This is a genomic window from Bartonella jaculi (genome assembly GCF_039543045.1).
Classification (GTDB): domain Bacteria; phylum Pseudomonadota; class Alphaproteobacteria; order Rhizobiales; family Rhizobiaceae; genus Bartonella; species Bartonella jaculi.
This window is the reverse complement of the sequence record NZ_BAABIZ010000027.1, coordinates 1-16,653: the sequence shown is the minus strand read 5'-3', so window position 1 is coordinate 16,653 and position 16,653 is coordinate 1. Positions and strand designations below refer to the sequence as shown.

Below are 16,653 nucleotides of genomic sequence, written 5' to 3'. Positions count from 1 at the left end.
AGTCAATTTTCGGCTGGCCACTTCTGAGAACTATACAGATAAAAACACACACCAAAAAGTAGAGAAAATAGAATGGCATTCCGTAGTGGTTTTTAATCCACATTTGGCAAAAATTGCACTTCAGTATTTACACAAAGGTTCAAAAGTTTATGTAGAAGGAAAATTACAAACACGCAAATGGCAAGATAAAAACGGTATTGACCGCTTCACAACAGAGATTGTTTTGTCACAATATAAAGGCGAATTGCACCTACTTGATACAAAGAAAGAACAATCCGTATCCCCCTCACCCGTGACTTCTCAAAGTTATGCTATCGCTTCAGGGGCTGCTGACCATAGCATATCTCTTAATAATGCTATTCCATTCTGATTGATAAAATATGACAAAAAGAAAAAAACGTGCAAAACGTGGTCGTCCACGGATCAACGGATGTGTAAGAGAACCAAACGGACGCATCTCACGAGCAAAAACACCGCATGAACCCATGGATAAATTGGCAATTGAAATGCGTGCCAAACGCTTCTGTTTGACCATAGAAGAGGCGAAAAATCCGCTTTCTGGTACCTATATCGGGCGGCTTTATTTGCAAGGCAAAATCAATCAAGATCAATATGATGCTGCGCAAAAATACCTCGAAGTGAAAAACAATTACCTATGTGCAAAAGGATTGCCTAATGCTGTTTATGATGACTTTACTCCTTCATCAAATGAGGAGGCACAAAAACGGTGGATTGAAAGAGCAACTCATTGTTATGAAGAAACGAAAGAGGCGATAAAAGAAGCGCAATGTTTTTACCATCAATATAATCTTCATGCCGCATTACAATATCTTGTTATCGAAGATCAATCACTATCATATCTTGTTAGTTCGCTGTATGTTGCTCTTAATGCGCTCCATAAACATTTTACGCAAAACCAATAAGTTTCAAGCGGCATCTTGGATACTAATAGTAACCTCTTTTCCAAGAGTAATAAGAGTGGATTCTAAAGAGTCTAATTTTGTTGCGTGGTTTAAATCCAACAATCGATCAATTTGTATTGGATTGAGTTTTAAAAGACGCGTAAGATCAGCTTTGCGTAAATTCTTTTCAACCATAGCGTTATGTATTGCAATTTTTAAAGTGACCAATGAAGATACTTCAACAAAAGGATAGGCAGTATCACGAGCACCAAAAGGAACAACTTCTCGATCTTGGAAACGCCCCATAATAACTGTTAAAAGTGCATTTTTAGCGTGTTCCAAAGCCTCTTTTTCGTCGTTACCATAGGTAATAAATTCTTGAAAGTCTTTGGAAACAACAAGAAGAGTATCATTGTCATCTTTGATAAATTTAAGTGCATATTTCATTTATATCTCCATATTCAGACTTACTTTAGGTCAAGATCTTTAAGAATCTTTTGAACTAATCCCGTTCCTAATTCTTTCCGCGTACCATGCATAGGTAAAACGGATTTTTTAGAACCACGTTTTACAAGCAAATGGCCACCTTTCCCTGAGGTAAAACTGCAACCATGTTTTGTAAGATATCTTTTTAATTCTTGACTGTTCATAAATATAATATAACATCTAAAATGTTTAAATACAACACTAATGTTGTTAATTGTATAAAATTAAAGATTGACTTTTAAAATACTAAGTTTTGATCAAAAAATAAAAAAAATACAAAATATAGATTTTTTCTATTGACAATACGTGAAAAATCGTATCTAGTAGCAGCACGGCACTAGTCGTATTGTGTCTAAAATTCAAAGATATTCCCTAAAATTTGATAAAGTATTAAGCTCTAAAAATGGTTTAACATACTGTTTTTATTGAGAAAACAGGCTAATCTATTGTGCAAATGTCAAAAGCCATTAAATGACATTTATTGACTAATGATGTCATTAATTATGACTCAAAAGGAGCAAAGATGAAAGCAATCATCACTAAGCCAATGTGTGTTCTTGGCGATAATAAAAGCACTATCCGTTTTGAAACCTCAACTCCAAGTAATCCATTTGTGGAGGTTTCCAATCAAGTCTACGCACGCCTCAAACGCGCCAATGCTGCAAAACCTTTTGTTAATATCAAGACAACAGAAAAGCCAGATAAGGTAATTGAACAAATCGAGCCTGTAGAAAAAGAAGTGGTACAAGTATCCTCTGAACCAGGTGCTGAAGAAGCACCACCCCAACAGACCGAAACATCTAAAGTTTCCAAATCATCAACACCTCCTGCCAAGAAGCTTAAAAGTTGAAATTAATTATCCATCAAAAGTGGTATCTTCAACAGGTAAAAGATACCTTTACCAATCTTCAAGCACCACGCCTTAATTGGGCTTTGCGTAATGCTATCAACACCGCAGCAAAGCAAGTCGAGCGCTTTACTGAGAAGCAAGTTGCCGATGTTGCATCAGCCCAACCAAAGCGCGTTAAAAAAGGCGTTTATATTAAAGGAAAGGCTACAGCTAAGTTTCTTGAGACAGATATCATTGGTTCTGGAACACCGATACCTCTTAAATTTTTTAAGGCAAGAGAAACAAAACGCGGTGTGACTTACACAATGTTTGGAAAAAAACAAATCTTGCCCCATGGTTTTATCAAGGGGGGGAATTTTCCAAAGCGTGTTGAATTAAAAAAGCTGAATGGTAATGTTTTTCAAAGAGCGGATGGAGATCAATTCCCTATTGCAAAACAAGAGGGACCCTCAATTGCTGGGGTGATGTCCAAGCCAGAAATTGCAAGTGCTATTGTAAAAAAAGCCAATGAAAGATTAATTGCCAATATACAGTACCAACTTGCTCGTCAAGAATATGCCGCCAATAAGAAAGCTAAATAATGCTCTTAAGCTATGTTTGCTATACACTGAGATTTTCTTTCTTGACAAGATTCACGGAAAACGTATATCGTTAAATCAGGTGCCTAGAAAACACCTTAAAACAACAAGCGGATTGGTTGCCGAAATAATCAGTCTTCCGCACATTAAAGACTTTGACTCATTATATGCTACATGCGTATAATAATATTGTCGGGTGTGGTTACGCTATACAATACCCTCATGGGGAAAGCGTAACGACGGGCTTGTTGCCGTGTTTTCTAGCACCCGGCATCCTCTTTTGGATGTCAATAGAAAGCCTAATCAACAAGGAGTTCATTATGAACACTCTTATTAAAATTACAGAACAAACGATTGATCAAGAAACAGTTCAAGCCGTCAACGCACGCGAATTATATACATTTTTGGAAGTCAATTCTAATTTTAGAGATTGGATAAAAAACCGTATTAAAGAATACGGCTTCCTAGAAAATAAGGACTTTATAAGTTTCGCTAAAATTTTAGCGAAACCCAATGCCTCCCAAGAAAATCAAGGCTTTGTGAGTTTCGGTAAAAATTTACCGAAACCTAAAGGCGGTCGTCCAAGTACAGAATATCACATCACTTTAGACATGGCGAAAGAGCTCTCAATGGTGGAACGTAATGAGAAAGGACGTCAAGCACGACGTTACTTTATTGAGTGTGAAAAGAAACTAAGAAACCAATCTGTTGATTATGACCATGATACACGCTTTGATTTGCCAAGCTATTGGGAGGGGATGAACGCTGGTGAAAAAGTTTTGTATCTTTTAGGTCCTATTCATATGCGTCTTCTTGATGCCTTCAGAGTAGACGAAGAAAACAGAAAGTATAAAGCCTTAATTAAAGAAGCAAAGCAGGTTCTAGCAAGATCTGTTGTAAAAGTCGCTTAGTTTAAAATATGATTTCATCTTCCCTGCTTGCAAAGTGGGGAGGATATTAATTTAAAGAAGATTGCCAATTATGCCTCTCCTATTCCAGAAAAAATACAATAAAATCAATGCAAAAGGTACTTTCCAGCGGGTTGGCTTCGTTGCGGGGCAGGCTAGCGCGAACTATCGCTAGCGACAGAATTTTCAAATTGACTGTACATTGTACACACAACACATTGATAAATAACGAATTTAATATGTGTACTGTACAGTATGCGATTATTTTGAGATGAAAATTATTTTTATTCTTGACATTATTTCTGTAATGTCTATTTTCGAATCAGGTGCCTAAGAAACACCGAACGATAAGCGGATGGATTACCGAAATAATCTCTTCCCGCCGAAATTTAAAAACTTTGACTCATCGCATGCTTTGTAGCATATAGTGATTTTGTCGGGTGTGGTTACACTATACAATACCCTTGCGGGGAAAGTGTAACGACGGACTTATCGCCGTGTTTCTTAGCGCCCGGCACTCTTTTAGAGTGTCATTAAGAAACCTCTAACGATAAGGAGTTCACATGAACACTCTTATTCCGATATCGGAACAAATTGTTGGACAGGAAACTGTTCAAACCGTTAACGCACGCGAATTACACACATTTTTAGAAGTAAAAACCAGTTTTAAAGATTGGATTATCAGACGTATTCAAGATTGTAAATTTAAAGAAGGGTATGACTTTTGCTCTTTTTTGAGCGAAAGTTCGGGTGGGCGCCCTTCTAAAGACTATCATCTCACCTTAGACATGGCTAAACACCTTTCCATGATTGAGCGTAATGATAAAGGGCATGAAGCACGTCAATACTTTATCAAATGTGAACGACTTTTGAAACAAGTAGCAACACCGCAGATAACTGCACCACAAGTTGACTATTCCAAGCCCGAAGCATTACTTGGTGTCTTGAATCACTTACAAAGCCAAATCGAACAGAAAGATCATGTGATTGCTGAATTAACTCCAAAAGCAGAGGCTTTGGAGGGCTTAAAACGCTCTGATGGGCTGTTCGGTCTTATTGAAGCTGCAAAGATGTTAGAGGTACGACCTAAAGATTTGACCGATTATTTGCGTAAACATGATTGGGTCTATCGACGGGCTCCAGGTGCGCCTCTGTTACCTTATCAAGATAAAATCAAGAAAGGCTTTATGGATTGCCCTGCGATTACCATTCAAAGACCAGATGGGACAGAAAAGGTACTCCCTTCAACGAAAATCACATCCAGAGGATTGGCATGTTTAAGAGAACAAATCTGTGGAGGTGTACAATGAATACCAGTATAGATTTTTTATGCGATTTGTGGATGGCGTTGTATCAATTTTCTGATCGTGATGATATTGAAGACAAGGCTTTTAATACTCTTATTGAGACTATGGATGCGATAGAAAAAGCTTTAATTTTCAAGCTTCAAGATGAAACCCCAAATGCACTCAAAATTTTGGCAATGATTACAAATTTTGGAACTTTAAGACCACCTCCGATTATAGAGTCTTTGTTGAAAGCTTACGAACCCAATTTAGACAATCCCATTAAAAAGGTTGCTTAAGGTAAAATATGTCCTTCCCCACTTCAAAGGTGGGGAGGTGATTTAAAGATCAAGTTGTGAATGAGAGCCAAGACGCACCAAAACCAATCGGTCTTGATCAATCAAGCGGTAAATCAACACTAGATCAGGTCGAATATGACAATCTCGGTAATTGCTCCAATTTCCAGTCAGTGCATGATCACGATACCGAAATTCTAAAGGTTGATCATTCGCTAATGCTGCAATGACTGTGCGTAAATCAGTATCTAAAAGATGCCGATGCCGCCCTTTCATCTCACGCTTGAAATCACGTTTGAAAATGGTGGTACGTTCAATCGTCCGCATAGAGATCATCAAATAATTCGTCTACGGAATGAAACTTTTTTAAATTGCCTTCATCAAGTTCGGCAAAAGCCGCTATGGTTTCTGCATTGGGTTGAAATAAGAAAGAAGGAATAGCTTTATCTTGTGCAATACGTGTCATCAACACTCTCACGACATCACTTACTGACAAACCAGAGGCTTGAATAACTTGACTAGCAACATTTTGAATCTCTTCCGGTACACGTGCTTGAACCATGCGACTGGTAGCCATAGTGATTTCTCCTCTCTTAATTGTATTTCAATGTAGTACAATTGAAGTTCAATTTCAACTGTAAAGAACTTTTTAGAATGGAGAAATAGTTTGACTTAACATCCACTTGCTTTTTTTAGGACTTCACTCATACGTGTGCGCCAATCTTTTCCTTGTTTTTTAAAAGAGGCAATAACGTTTGGGTCAAGACGTAGAGTAACCGCTTGTTTAGGAGATTCAACGGGTGGACGACCACGTTTACGGCGCTCTTCTGTTACATACTTAAAAAAGGAGGGGGGTAAAACATCTTTAGCTGGCTTTAAGCGTGCAAGTTCTTCATCTGTCAATGGTGGAGAATCCACAGCGTCCCAATCTTCTTTTGCGTAATCACATCCTGCTTCAAAGGTTTTTTTGATCGTCATTGAAAACCTCTCTTTCTTTTTTATTCGCTTGATGAAAACTGATAATGGATATCGCTGCATTGCCAAGCTTTGCAAAAACAACAACTGTTGTGCCATCAGCAAAATGTCCAATAGCCTTCATGCGATTTGAATAGGTTGCATCAATAAGAGCGTGTTCCCAGTCAAAGTAAATAACATCAGCACAATCAAGCTTATGCTTATCAATGTTTATAGCTCTTTTTGGTTCATCCCACACTATCTTCATATATTTTATGTACACTTAAAATACGACATAGTCAATAAATAAAGTGTACGATAATTCGTATAAGTGTTTCAGAAGGATAAACTATCAATGACTAAGAAGCGTCGTGAGGGTTTGTCGGTTCGTGCATTTGCGAAAAAGATGCGTGTTTCTCCTAATGCGGTTGTTTCACGATTTAAGACAGGTAAATTTGATGCGGCTCTTTTTGAAGATGGTTCTGTCAATGAAGCCGTTGCAACAAGCATCTGGAATGAGAATCCAACAAAGCGCCCACCCCCATTTTTAGCGCCTGATGGACAACCGCGGACAAAGATCAAACAAGCCTCCACAGAGGGTGCCAATGAATACAAGATAAAACTGGAGCGAATGCAAGTTGCGCTAGCAAAAGAAAAAATTGCCCTTGAACGATTGCGCGAAACAACCGTTGACCGTGAAGAAGTAAAGAGAGCAGCCCGTGAGTTTGGAAGAGCGCACCGTGATGCCATGCTGAATTTTCCTCATCGTTTTGGAGCAAGCATTGCTGCACAAGTTGGATGTGATGCCGCAAGCCTGATAGGGGCTATTGATTATTACATGAGAACAGCTTTGCTTGAGGCTGTTCATATTCCAGTGCCTTTTCATGATCCTCATTCTCCAGAGTTAGAGAACTTGCAAGAAACGAATAATGGATGACAATGCAGTCGAAGAATTTTTCGCTAATGCCAATGACGCACGACAACCAGACCCACCCTACACGGTTTCGCAATGGGCGGATAAAAATCGATACCTTAGCACCGTAGCAAGTGCTGAACCTGGATTGTGGAGAACAAAGCGCACCCCTTATTTGCGCGAAATCATGGATAATCTTTCCTCTCACAAACCTATTGAAACAACAATTGTCATGAAAGGGGCGCAAGTTGGCATGTCAGAGGCAGGACTGAACTTTTGCGGTTATGCTATTCATTATAGTCCAGGACCCGCACTTTATGTGATGCCCACGGTTGAGACAGCGAAGAAATTATCAAAAACCCGTCTTGACCCAATGATTATGGTAAGCCCTGCTTTAAGCGAACGCATTGCCCCAGCGCGGGCACGCGACAGCGGCAATACAATGTTTTCGAAAGAGTTTGATGGTGGTGCATTGATGCTTACAGGAGCAAACAGTGCTGCTGGTTTGCGCTCTATGCCTATTCGTTATCTGATTTTAGATGAGGTGGATGCCTATCCTCTCAGTGTGGATAACGAAGGTGATCCGGTGATGATAGCGGAAAAGCGGACCTCAACCTTTGTGCAGAGAAAGATTTTTAAATTGTCCACGCCAACACACCGTGACACAAGCCGTATCGCCAAGGATTTCGTGCTTGGTGATCAAAGATATTATAATGTCCCTTGTGATGCGTGTGGTGTTCTACAGCCCATTGTTTGGTCACAAATCAAGTGGCCAAAAGGCGCCCCCGAAAAAGCTGTTTTTGTTTGTGCGCATTGTGGTCATGAACATGCCGAGCACAGAAAAACAGATCTCATGAGTGAAGAAAGAGGTGCGTGCTGGGTGCCAACCAGTGAGACAAGCAGACCGAACTTGCGTTCTTACCATATTTCGGCACTCTATTCCCCTTGGCTTACTTGGGGGGAATGCGCAAGAGAGTTTTTAGATGCCAAGGATGATCCAGCGCTTTTGCAGCCTTTTGTCAACACAGTGCTTGGAGAGCCATGGGAAGACAGAACAGGCGAAGTTGTTGATCCAGATAGCCTTTATGCAAAACGTGAAGATTATCCCCTTGCACCAGAACAAGCCGTGTTGTTGACGGCAGGCATTGATGTGCAAAATGACCGTTTAGAGCTTGAAGTGGTGGGATGGGGACGCAGTGAAGAAAGTTGGCATATTGATTATCAAGTTATCCCTGGTGATCCCTCTTCTTTTGAAGTGTGGGACCAATTGGATGAATATCTTGCAAAACGTTGGCCACATCCAGGCTATAAAGAGGGTATTAGAATAACGGCGGCTTGTATTGATACCGGTGGTGGACATACACAGGCTGTTTATAATTATGTACGCCCGCGTGAGGGGCGGCGCATCTGGGGCATTAAGGGACAGGCTGGCTGGCGCGCAGTATGGCCACGCCGCCCAAGCAGAAACAACAAAGGACAGATTAATCTTTATATTGTTGGGGTTGATGCGGCGAAAGATATTATCACAGCACGGTTTAAAAAATCTGGTCCTGAAGCATCGGGTGCTGGTGCAACACACTTTCATAAAAGCCTTGATCGGGAATATTTTGACCAACTGACCGCTGAAAGAAAAGTAATCAAATATTTTAAAGGCTTCAAGCGCATTGAATGGCAAAAAAGCGAAAAGGCAAGAAATGAAGCCTTGGACTGTAGGGTCTATGCTTATGCGGCTTTACAAGGTCTGATTTCGGCAGGAATAAACCTTAATCGAGAAGTCGATATTTTAGAAGAGCGTTTGGAAAAACTTAAAATTGAGGGCTCTTTAGAGCAGCCAACATCAGAACATGTGCCCTCTCCTTCTCCAAGAAGATCTCAGACAATACAGCCTAAAAAGAAGCCATTCAGAACAATGATGAATCCTTATATGCGAGGGGATTGGAGGTAATTTGTGGATGAAACTTTAGAACCAATGAACAGCAAATTTTCGAGACTGGAAAGTTTAAAAAGGCGGCGTGAGCAAATTGAAGAAGCTCTTTATTCGGGAGCACAATCGGTGCGCCATGGCGATAAGCAAGTCAGCAACCGCTCTGTTGAGGAACTTCGCAGAGCGCTTGAGATGCTGAATAGGCAAATAGCGGACCTTGAAGGGCGTAAAAGTGCACGCGTATTCTATTTTAACATATCACGAGGCTATTAATGGCTGGTTTGTTCAATAAAATTACGGGCTTTTTTAAAATTTCTCGTCAACACAATCCCCATTTTGAAGCGGCAAGCAAAAGCCGCCGTATGAGTGGTTTTGACCCCGCAAAAAAACATATCAATAAAGCCATTGAAGAATGCGGAGATACCATTGTTGCCCGTTCAAGGTGGCTTTATGACAATGAATCTCTTTATGGTTCTGCAACGGAGGAATGGGTCTCTGCGGCTGTAAGTGATGGGATTAAACCTTATCCTCGCATTGAAGGCTTTCAAGAAGAAAAGAAAAAGCTTTTAGACTTGTGGTGGCAATGGGTTGATGAAGCCGATTATGATGAAGATGCCAGCTTTTATGGTCTGCAAACAACCATTGCACGAGAGGTCTTTTTGACCGGAGAGTGCTTTGTAAGATTGCATTATGTTGATCTCTACGGGCGCTCTGGTGTGCCTCTTCAGTTGCAAGTTTATCCCACTGAAATGTTGGATCTCTCCTATAATGGACCGGCTGAGATTGAAGGCCATTACATTCGTATGGGAATTGAATTCGATGCCAGGGGTAAGCGCGTTGCTTATCATTTTTGGAAACATCACCCCTATGATGATTGCCCTTCCAACACAGTCTTTGAGAGCCAAGAGCGCGTGCGTGTCCCTGCTGAAATGGTCATTCATATCAAAGAGCGCCGTATTGCCGGACAATTGCGCGGTTCTCCCAAAATAACGCGTGCTATGACAAAGATCTTCCAACTTGAATCCTATGATGATGCAGAACTTGAACGAAAAAAAACAGCGGCTCTTTTTGCAGTGTTTATTACAGGCAAGGAATCTCATGAGGCAGAGTTAGAGGAGAATCGTGAAAAAACGAAAATTGAACAGAAGGTGGAAAAGAAGATTGAAGAGGTCCCCGAAGAGCATCCAATTTACCCTGGCTCGGTTAACGTGGTCGATGGTGAAAAACAAGTTACATTCTCAAATCCTGTTGAGGTTGGTGGCTCTTATGAGGCTTTTCAATTTCGCAATATTTCAAGAATTTGTTCTGCTCTCAATATGCCTTATGCCGTTGTGACAGGGGATGTTACGCGGGGGAACTTTTCCAATGTGCGAACCTCCATCATTCAATTTAGACGCCATGTCAAACAATGGCGAGAACATATCATTGCCTTTCAGTTTAATCGCATTATTTGGGCACGTTTTGTCGAAATGGCAGTGCTTGGCAAATGCGTAAATTTACCCGGATGGGAAGAAAATTCCTTGCCATGGCTTCAATGTGAAAGCTTTGCCCCACCCCTTGAAATGATTGACCCCATTAAAGACATTTCCGCAGAAAAAGAAGAAATCCGTGCTGGCTTGAAAACACGGCGTATGGCGTTGGCTGAACGGGGCTTTGATATTGATAACATTCATGCCGAACTCGAAGAAGAACGCACAGATGCGCGCACGCGGGGTTTATCCTTTGATACCGATAATGCGCTAGCGCCCTCAACAGCCAATCAACTGATTGATACGGAAGATTCAGAGACTTCTGAAACTTATGAAAGTAACCAAGACAGTAAGGCACATGCAAATGGTGAATAATCTCGACATGCCGTTTTTGGCATCCCGGCTTTTTGGTGTTCCCCTCATGCTTGCCTCCACAAAGCTTGATATTATTCTCAATGCTCTTGCACCACGGCTTTTTGCAGGAGAAAAGTTTCCCCCTAGAGCTTTTGCGCAAGGGGATACGGAAGCTTTCAGACCCCCTGAAACTTATGTAGTACAAAACAATATTGCCATAATACCAGTTCATGGCACGCTTGTGCGCCGTGGTGCATGGCTTGGGGCTTTATCGGGGCTAACTTCTTATGAAGGTTTGGGGGCTTCTTTTCGTGAAGCGATTGGGCAGCCTGATGTTCGCGCTGTCTTACTGGATATTGACAGTGGTGGTGGAGAAGCCGGCGGTGTGTTTGATTTGGTTGAAGAGTTTCAAACACTCTCAAAAAAATATAACAAACCCATTTGGGCACATGCCAATGAGGTTGCCTGCTCAGCGGCTTATGCCATTGCCTGCTCTGCTTCTCAAATATGGGTTGCTCGCACGGGTGTTGTGGGCTCGATTGGTGTTGTTTGTGCCCATCTTGACCAGTCCCGTGCAGATGAAAAACATGGGATTAAATGGACCTTTGTTTTTGAAGGGGATCATAAAGTTCATGGCAATTCTCATGAACCCTTGAGCGATACAGCACAGATAAAAATACAAGCAGATTGCGCCCTGCTCTACGAGATGTTTGTCGATTTGGTGGCGCAAAACAGACGCTTAAATGCTGCTGCAATTCGTGACACAAAAGCAGAAACTTTTATAGGCAACCAAGCCATCACGCTTGGATTAGCAGATGCGCAGGGGACCCTTGCGCAAGCTTTGGAAGCCTTAACAGCTTCCATTCACTCACCCCCAACAGCAATAAAAGAAGGAAAAAACACATGGCACGCACACAATACCGCGCCCAAGAAGAGGAAGATGAAAAGATCGTCGACGTCATCAATGACGACGAAGAAGACACTCTCGACATTGACGAAAATGCCGAAGATTTCGACGATGAAGAAGACGACGAAGAGGAAGACAACGAAGATAAGCAAGAAACCATAAAAGCGGCTCTTGAAAAGGAAAGAAGACGCGCACAGGCACTGACAAACCTTGAAAAGCAAGCAAAGCGTTTAGGTGTTTCTTTTGATGCAGCAAAAGCCATTCAAAGCGGCATGAATGTTGAGAAGGCTAAAAATGTTGTCTTATCTGCTGCTGTCTCGAAAAGTTCATCTTTAAAACTCTCGACCACAGCGCCCCATAGTGATGGGGCGAGCAAGGCAAAAATTCATACAAAATGGGAAGCAGCTTGGAGGGCAATAAAATGAATAATCAAGTTTTCTATGAAGATGTTCGCAATGGCGCTTATCTTGGACGCTATGATACGGATATGTCCAATGAAGAAGTGATTTTTGCGTCAGGAGCATTTGTTGAAGCCGGCACTGTTATGGGAAAAGTAACAGCAACGGAAAAATATACCCCCCTTAATCCAGCAGCAACAGATGGCAGCCAAACACCGGCAGGGATTTCTTTTGCCACTGTTGACGCAACAGGCGCCGATCAACGCGCCGTGATTACAGCACGCTTATGCACAGTGAAAGCTTCTGAACTGCTATGGCCAGATGCCATCACAGATGAGCAAAAGAACGCGGCCATTCAGTCTTTCGAAGACAAAAACAACATTCTATTGCGATAGGAGAATGCACACATGGATATGAATTTTTTTAAACATGATGCTTTCTCAAGCATCACAATGATGAAAGCGATTGAAAACTATGAGTTTCAACCTGGTCTTGTAAGCTCTCTTAATCTTTTTGAGGAAGTTGAAACCAGTACCACAGTGGTTGGGATTGAACGGCGTGATAATACATTTTCGCTTATTCAAACCAGTGAACGTGGCGCACCTTTGGCAGAAGGTGATAGAGAGGGTCGTAATCTTCGGTTTTTCAAAACAACACGGATTGCCAAAAGTGATACGGTGAAATCAGAAGAAATCCAAAACCGGCGTGAATTTGGCACAGAAGATCAACTCGAAACAGCAATGAAATATATTGCCAGAAAACAAAAGAAACTGATTTCTGAAATCGAATTGACATGGGAAAATATGCAGCTTGGCGCTGTTCAAGGTGTTGTGCTTGATGCCGATGGTTCTGTCATTGTTGATTGGTACAAGGAATGGGAAATTACACCCCCAAAGCCAATTGATTTTAAACTCAATGTTGAAACAACAAATGTTGCCGACCATGTTGATCAAGTCATTATGAGAATGATTGAGGCTTCAAAGGGGGCATTTTCTGATCGTTCACGAATTATTGGGCTTTGTGGAAATGAATTCTTTTCCAAATTGAAAAACCATAAAACAATTCGTGAGACCTATCTCAACACAGCGCTTGCACAAACACTCAATAGCGCTGGAGGTGTTGCAACACCAAGTGCCATTGGTTCTGGAAGCTTTGGCAGTTTTGACTTTGCAGGTGTCACGTTCATTAACTACCGGAGTGTTCATAACTATAATGTGAGTGCGAAGGCTGGAACAAAGCGTGCCATAGGCATTAAGCCTGATGAATGTCAATTCTTTCCTGTTGATGCGCCTGGCGTATTCCAAAAAACCTTTGCACCGGGAGAAAGCTTGGATTTTGCCAACACCGTTGGAAGACCTCTCTACACCATGTTGATCGTTGATCACGACCGTAATGCATGGGTAAAACCGGAGGTCTACAGCTATCCGCTTTACATCTGTACACGCCCAGAAATGCTGTTCAAAGCAGTGATTGGAGCGAAATAACATGCGATGGCACGGGTTGCTTCATAAAATGATTCAAGATGTACGCAATACCTTTGGGCAACCCGTCATCTACACGCGAAAAGACAATCAACAATCGTTTCGGATTACAGCGATTTACGGCATAAAACATTCAGAATCAGATGCTGGTGGGAGAATTCCCACAACAGTACCTCGAAAAGAACTTGATGTCTGTATCCATGATATCGGCGGCTTACCCCCAAAGTCTCAAGATAGTGTTGTCATTATTTCGCCTGAAGATACTTCTCAAGAGCACTTCGTGATCACAGAGGTACAAGCCTCTGAATCCGGTATGTACAAGCTTATTCTGCGGGAGATAAAATAAAGATACACTTATTAATTTTTTAAAATATGAAGTCACCTCTTGACAATATGGCAATAATATGTCTATTGTCGAATCAGGTGCTTGAAAAACACCGAACGATAAGCGGATAGATTACCGAAATAATCTCTTCCCGCCGAAATTTAAAAACTTTGACTCATCACATGCTTTATAGCATATAGTGATTTTGTCGGGTGTGGTTGCACTATACAATACCCTTGCGGGGAAAGTGTAACGACGGACTTATCGCCGTGTTTTTCAGCGCCCGGCACTCTCTTTAGAGTGTCAATGAAAAACATCTAACGATAAGGAGTTCACAATGACTCTCATTAAAATATCAGAACAAGCAATTGGGCAAGAAATTGTTCAAACTGTTAGTGCTCGTGATCTACACACATTCTTAGAGGTAAAACGGGATTTTTCCAATTGGATTAAAGACCGTATTAACAAATACAGCTTTATAGAAAATAAGGATTATATAGTTTTCGCCAATTTTGGCGAAAACCTCCAAGGTGGTCGTCCTTCTAAAGACTATCATCTCACTTTAAGTGTAGCTAAAGAACTTTCTATGGTGGAGAATAATAAGAAAGGTAGAGAAGCTCGTTTATATTTTATCGAATGTGAACGGCGTGCAAAGCAAGTAGCAACACCACAAGTTGACTATTCCAAGCCCGAAGCATTACTTGGTGTCTTAAATCACTTACAAAGCCAAATCGAACAGAAAGATCATGTGATTGCAGAATTGACTCCAAAAGCAGAGGCTTTGGATGGTTTAAAGCGTTCTGATGGGCTGTTCGGTCTTATTGAAGCAGCGAAAATGTTAGAGGTACGACCAAAAGATTTGACCGATTATTTGCGTAAACATGATTGGGTCTATCGACGGGCTCCAGGTGCGCCTCTGTTACCTTATCAAGATAAAATCAAGAAAGGCTTTATGGATTGCCCTGCGATTACCATTCAAAGACCAGATGGGACAGAAAAGGTACTCCCTTCAACGAAAATCACATCCAGAGGATTGGCATGTTTAAGAGAACAAATCTGTGGAGGTGTACAATGAATACCAGTATAGATTTTTTATGCGATTTGTGGATGGCGTTGTATCAATTTTCTGATCGTGATGATATTGAAGACAAGGCTTTTAATACTCTTATTGAGACTATGGATGCGATAGAAAAAGCTTTAATTTTCAAGCTTCAAGATGAAACCCCAAATGCACTCAAAATTTTGGCAATGATTACAAATTTTGGAACTTTAAGACCACCTCCGATTATAGAGTCTTTGTTGAAAGCTTACGAACCCAATTTAGACAATCCCATTAAAAAGGTTGCTTAAGGTAAAATATGTCCTTCCCCACTTCAAAGGTGGGGAGGAGGCTAAACTGTACATTCAAATTTATTGATTTGGGAGAATTTATTAATTTTGGCAAATTCGTCTGCTTTTTCTGCTTGCAAAATATGAACATCATAAGCTGCTTGCATATTAAGCCAAAATTCAGCAGTAGTATCAAAAAAATAGGCTAATCTTAGTGCGGTATCGGGAGTCACTGGACTATTTTCAGCAACAATACGTTCTATTCTCGTGCGTGGAACATTTAATGCTTTTGCAAGAGCATAAGCAGAGAGAGCATATTCTTTTAAATATTCCTCTCGTAAAATTTCTCCGGGATGAATAGCAATATAATTTTTCATCTCAAGCCTCCTATAGATCAATGATAATCTACGATTTCAACTTCATAGGCGCCATTAGAACGCCATTCAAAACAAATACGAAACTGGTCATTAATACGAATAGAATATTGACCTTTACGCTCTCCTTTCAATGCTTCTAAACGATTCCCTGGGGGACTGCGCAAATCTTTAAGATCAACTGTTTTATCGAGCATAAACAATTTCCTCTGGGCTATACGTACTAGAGTTGTGGGAAAACCTTTAGGTAGATTACCTTCTAAAAGATCTTTACACCGCTTATCCGCAAAAGATTCAATCACCAAGTCACCTTCATTCGTTCTTTTACGTATCATAACACGATACTAATATAAAGAAAAGGATAAATGTTAAATAACAGGAACACTCATGCATCCGCGCGAAACGATAAGAGAAACATTTGTTGATTTGATAAAAGCAGCCAAGACAACAGCTGGTGATAATGTTTTCAACATGCGTGACTTCAATTTATTTATTGAAGCAATGCCAGCCATTAATATCTCAACGCAAAACGAAACAATCGAAGATGGGCATGATTTTGGCTTAAGGCGGCGCATCTTAACAGTGGATGTTGAATGTTATAGCACACAAGAAAACGGAGCGTGCTTCGTCGACCAATTGGCATGGCAAGTTGAAGAGATTTTCCATGCCAATCCCAATCTTAACAACACTGTTGAGACATGCCACTTGCAAAATATTGCTTTTGCCTTTGGCGATAACGGGGCTCTAGCGCTCCATGGTGCAATTTTAACCTTTGAAGTCACTTACGTGACCAATATCCCCAACATGGATGAAGAAGAAGGCGGTGTAACAGCAAGAATCGTTGAACCTTTCTTAAGCTTTGAACCAGAAACAGGCGTGAGAAATAAGGATAAATACCATAAAATTGAAGGTGGACATG

27 protein-coding genes are annotated in these 16,653 nt (G+C 41.0%); 19 read left to right on the top strand and 8 right to left on the bottom strand.

The window, feature by feature from the left end; translation table 11 throughout:
- On the top strand, positions 1-370 hold a 370-nt coding region (gene ssb / locus ABD915_RS07795; protein WP_345117132.1), incomplete at its 5' end, for a single-stranded DNA-binding protein.
- A gap of 10 nt (positions 371-380) precedes the next feature.
- Entirely contained in the window at positions 381-923 is a 543-nt protein-coding gene (locus tag ABD915_RS07790; protein WP_345117130.1) for a hypothetical protein, read from the top strand.
- Between the two features lie 3 nt (positions 924-926).
- Here ABD915_RS07790 and ABD915_RS07785 read toward each other — a convergent pair whose 3' ends face one another.
- Positions 927-1,349 (bottom strand): type II toxin-antitoxin system HicB family antitoxin, encoded by a 423-nt coding sequence (locus ABD915_RS07785; protein ID WP_144754996.1) that lies wholly within the window; start codon positions 1,347-1,349, stop codon positions 927-929.
- 20 nt (positions 1,350-1,369) lie between these two features.
- Positions 1,370-1,552 (bottom strand): type II toxin-antitoxin system HicA family toxin, encoded by a 183-nt coding sequence (locus ABD915_RS07780; RefSeq protein ID WP_019220217.1) that lies wholly within the window; start codon positions 1,550-1,552, stop codon positions 1,370-1,372.
- Positions 1,553-1,911: 359 nt separating this feature from the next.
- Between ABD915_RS07780 and ABD915_RS07775 the strand changes: the two genes are divergently transcribed.
- From ABD915_RS07775 to ABD915_RS07755, 5 genes are all read left to right on the top strand, one after another.
- Complete coding sequence (locus ABD915_RS07775; RefSeq protein ID WP_345117127.1) at positions 1,912-2,238, top strand: hypothetical protein; 327 nt, start codon at positions 1,912-1,914, stop codon at positions 2,236-2,238.
- Positions 2,235-2,819, top strand: coding sequence for a hypothetical protein (locus ABD915_RS07770; protein ID WP_345117125.1), 585 nt, complete (start codon positions 2,235-2,237; stop codon positions 2,817-2,819). The genes ABD915_RS07775 and ABD915_RS07770 overlap by 4 nt, the downstream gene beginning before the upstream one ends.
- A 317-nt stretch (positions 2,820-3,136) precedes the next feature.
- Positions 3,137-3,727: an antA/AntB antirepressor family protein gene (locus ABD915_RS07765; RefSeq protein ID WP_345117123.1), complete on the top strand. Its 591-nt coding sequence runs from the start codon at positions 3,137-3,139 to the stop codon at positions 3,725-3,727.
- 560 nt (positions 3,728-4,287) lie between these two features.
- Entirely contained in the window at positions 4,288-5,034 is a 747-nt protein-coding gene (locus tag ABD915_RS07760; RefSeq protein WP_345117121.1) for an antA/AntB antirepressor family protein, read from the top strand.
- Positions 5,031-5,309 (top strand): hypothetical protein, encoded by a 279-nt coding sequence (locus tag ABD915_RS07755; protein WP_144755623.1) that lies wholly within the window; start codon positions 5,031-5,033, stop codon positions 5,307-5,309. Before ABD915_RS07760 ends, ABD915_RS07755 begins: the two co-directional genes overlap by 4 nt.
- Before the next feature lie 42 nt (positions 5,310-5,351).
- Here ABD915_RS07755 and ABD915_RS07750 read toward each other — a convergent pair whose 3' ends face one another.
- The 4 genes from ABD915_RS07750 to ABD915_RS07735 form a co-directional block, all read right to left on the bottom strand.
- A complete protein-coding gene (locus ABD915_RS07750; protein ID WP_345117119.1) occupies positions 5,352-5,633 on the bottom strand; it encodes a type II toxin-antitoxin system YafQ family toxin in 282 nt (93 codons plus the stop codon).
- A complete protein-coding gene (locus ABD915_RS07745) occupies positions 5,620-5,883 on the bottom strand; it encodes a type II toxin-antitoxin system RelB/DinJ family antitoxin (protein ID WP_039757918.1) in 264 nt (87 codons plus the stop codon). The genes ABD915_RS07750 and ABD915_RS07745 overlap by 14 nt, the downstream gene beginning before the upstream one ends.
- Before the next feature lie 95 nt (positions 5,884-5,978).
- Entirely contained in the window at positions 5,979-6,284 is a 306-nt protein-coding gene (locus ABD915_RS07740; RefSeq protein WP_345117116.1) for a BrnA antitoxin family protein, read from the bottom strand.
- Positions 6,262-6,528 (bottom strand): BrnT family toxin, encoded by a 267-nt coding sequence (locus ABD915_RS07735; RefSeq protein ID WP_345117114.1) that lies wholly within the window; start codon positions 6,526-6,528, stop codon positions 6,262-6,264. The genes ABD915_RS07740 and ABD915_RS07735 overlap by 23 nt, the downstream gene beginning before the upstream one ends.
- A gap of 87 nt (positions 6,529-6,615) precedes the next feature.
- Here ABD915_RS07735 and ABD915_RS07730 point away from each other — a divergent pair, with 87 nt between their 5' ends.
- The 11 genes from ABD915_RS07730 to ABD915_RS07680 all read left to right on the top strand — a co-directional run bounded on the left by ABD915_RS07730 (position 6,616) and on the right by ABD915_RS07680 (position 15,381).
- Entirely contained in the window at positions 6,616-7,197 is a 582-nt protein-coding gene (locus tag ABD915_RS07730) for a hypothetical protein (RefSeq protein ID WP_345117112.1), read from the top strand.
- Positions 7,190-9,118, top strand: coding sequence for a phage terminase large subunit family protein (locus ABD915_RS07725; RefSeq protein ID WP_345117110.1), 1,929 nt, complete (start codon positions 7,190-7,192; stop codon positions 9,116-9,118). Before ABD915_RS07730 ends, ABD915_RS07725 begins: the two co-directional genes overlap by 8 nt.
- Before the next feature lie 3 nt (positions 9,119-9,121).
- Positions 9,122-9,370 (top strand): phage head-tail joining protein, encoded by a 249-nt coding sequence (locus ABD915_RS07720; protein WP_254475273.1) that lies wholly within the window; start codon positions 9,122-9,124, stop codon positions 9,368-9,370.
- Positions 9,370-10,941 carry a phage portal protein gene (locus ABD915_RS07715; RefSeq protein WP_345117107.1) on the top strand — a complete coding sequence of 524 codons (1,572 nt, stop codon included), beginning with the start codon at positions 9,370-9,372 and terminating at the stop codon, positions 10,939-10,941. The genes ABD915_RS07720 and ABD915_RS07715 overlap by 1 nt, the downstream gene beginning before the upstream one ends.
- Entirely contained in the window at positions 10,931-11,989 is a 1,059-nt protein-coding gene (locus ABD915_RS07710; protein WP_345117135.1) for a S49 family peptidase, read from the top strand. Before ABD915_RS07715 ends, ABD915_RS07710 begins: the two co-directional genes overlap by 11 nt.
- A complete protein-coding gene (locus ABD915_RS07705; RefSeq protein ID WP_345117134.1) occupies positions 11,881-12,252 on the top strand; it encodes a hypothetical protein in 372 nt (123 codons plus the stop codon). Before ABD915_RS07710 ends, ABD915_RS07705 begins: the two co-directional genes overlap by 109 nt.
- Positions 12,249-12,620, top strand: a complete 372-nt coding sequence (locus tag ABD915_RS07700) for a head decoration protein (RefSeq protein ID WP_345117105.1) — start codon at positions 12,249-12,251, stop codon at positions 12,618-12,620. Before ABD915_RS07705 ends, ABD915_RS07700 begins: the two co-directional genes overlap by 4 nt.
- A gap of 12 nt (positions 12,621-12,632) precedes the next feature.
- Positions 12,633-13,709 carry a major capsid protein gene (locus ABD915_RS07695; RefSeq protein WP_345117103.1) on the top strand — a complete coding sequence of 359 codons (1,077 nt, stop codon included), beginning with the start codon at positions 12,633-12,635 and terminating at the stop codon, positions 13,707-13,709.
- Between the two features lies 1 nt (position 13,710).
- The gene (locus ABD915_RS07690; RefSeq protein ID WP_345117101.1) at positions 13,711-14,052 is read left to right on the top strand and encodes a head-tail joining protein; all 342 of its coding nucleotides are present in this window, start codon (positions 13,711-13,713) and stop codon (positions 14,050-14,052) included.
- A 316-nt stretch (positions 14,053-14,368) separates the two neighbouring features.
- Entirely contained in the window at positions 14,369-15,106 is a 738-nt protein-coding gene (locus tag ABD915_RS07685; protein ID WP_345117099.1) for an antA/AntB antirepressor family protein, read from the top strand.
- A complete protein-coding gene (locus ABD915_RS07680) occupies positions 15,103-15,381 on the top strand; it encodes a hypothetical protein (protein ID WP_144755623.1) in 279 nt (92 codons plus the stop codon). Before ABD915_RS07685 ends, ABD915_RS07680 begins: the two co-directional genes overlap by 4 nt.
- Before the next feature lie 41 nt (positions 15,382-15,422).
- Here the strand turns inward: ABD915_RS07680 and ABD915_RS07675 are convergent, their stop codons facing one another.
- Both ABD915_RS07675 and ABD915_RS07670 read right to left on the bottom strand, forming a co-directional pair.
- Positions 15,423-15,737: a HigA family addiction module antitoxin gene (locus tag ABD915_RS07675; protein ID WP_345117096.1), complete on the bottom strand. Its 315-nt coding sequence runs from the start codon at positions 15,735-15,737 to the stop codon at positions 15,423-15,425.
- 17 nt (positions 15,738-15,754) lie between these two features.
- Positions 15,755-16,069, bottom strand: a complete 315-nt coding sequence (locus ABD915_RS07670; RefSeq protein ID WP_345117094.1) for a type II toxin-antitoxin system RelE/ParE family toxin — start codon at positions 16,067-16,069, stop codon at positions 15,755-15,757.
- Between the two features lie 52 nt (positions 16,070-16,121).
- On the opposite strand from ABD915_RS07670, the gene ABD915_RS07665 reads away from it, so the two are divergent.
- Positions 16,122-16,653, top strand: a 532-nt coding sequence (locus ABD915_RS07665; protein ID WP_345117092.1) for a hypothetical protein, incomplete at its 3' end; no start/stop codon positions are given.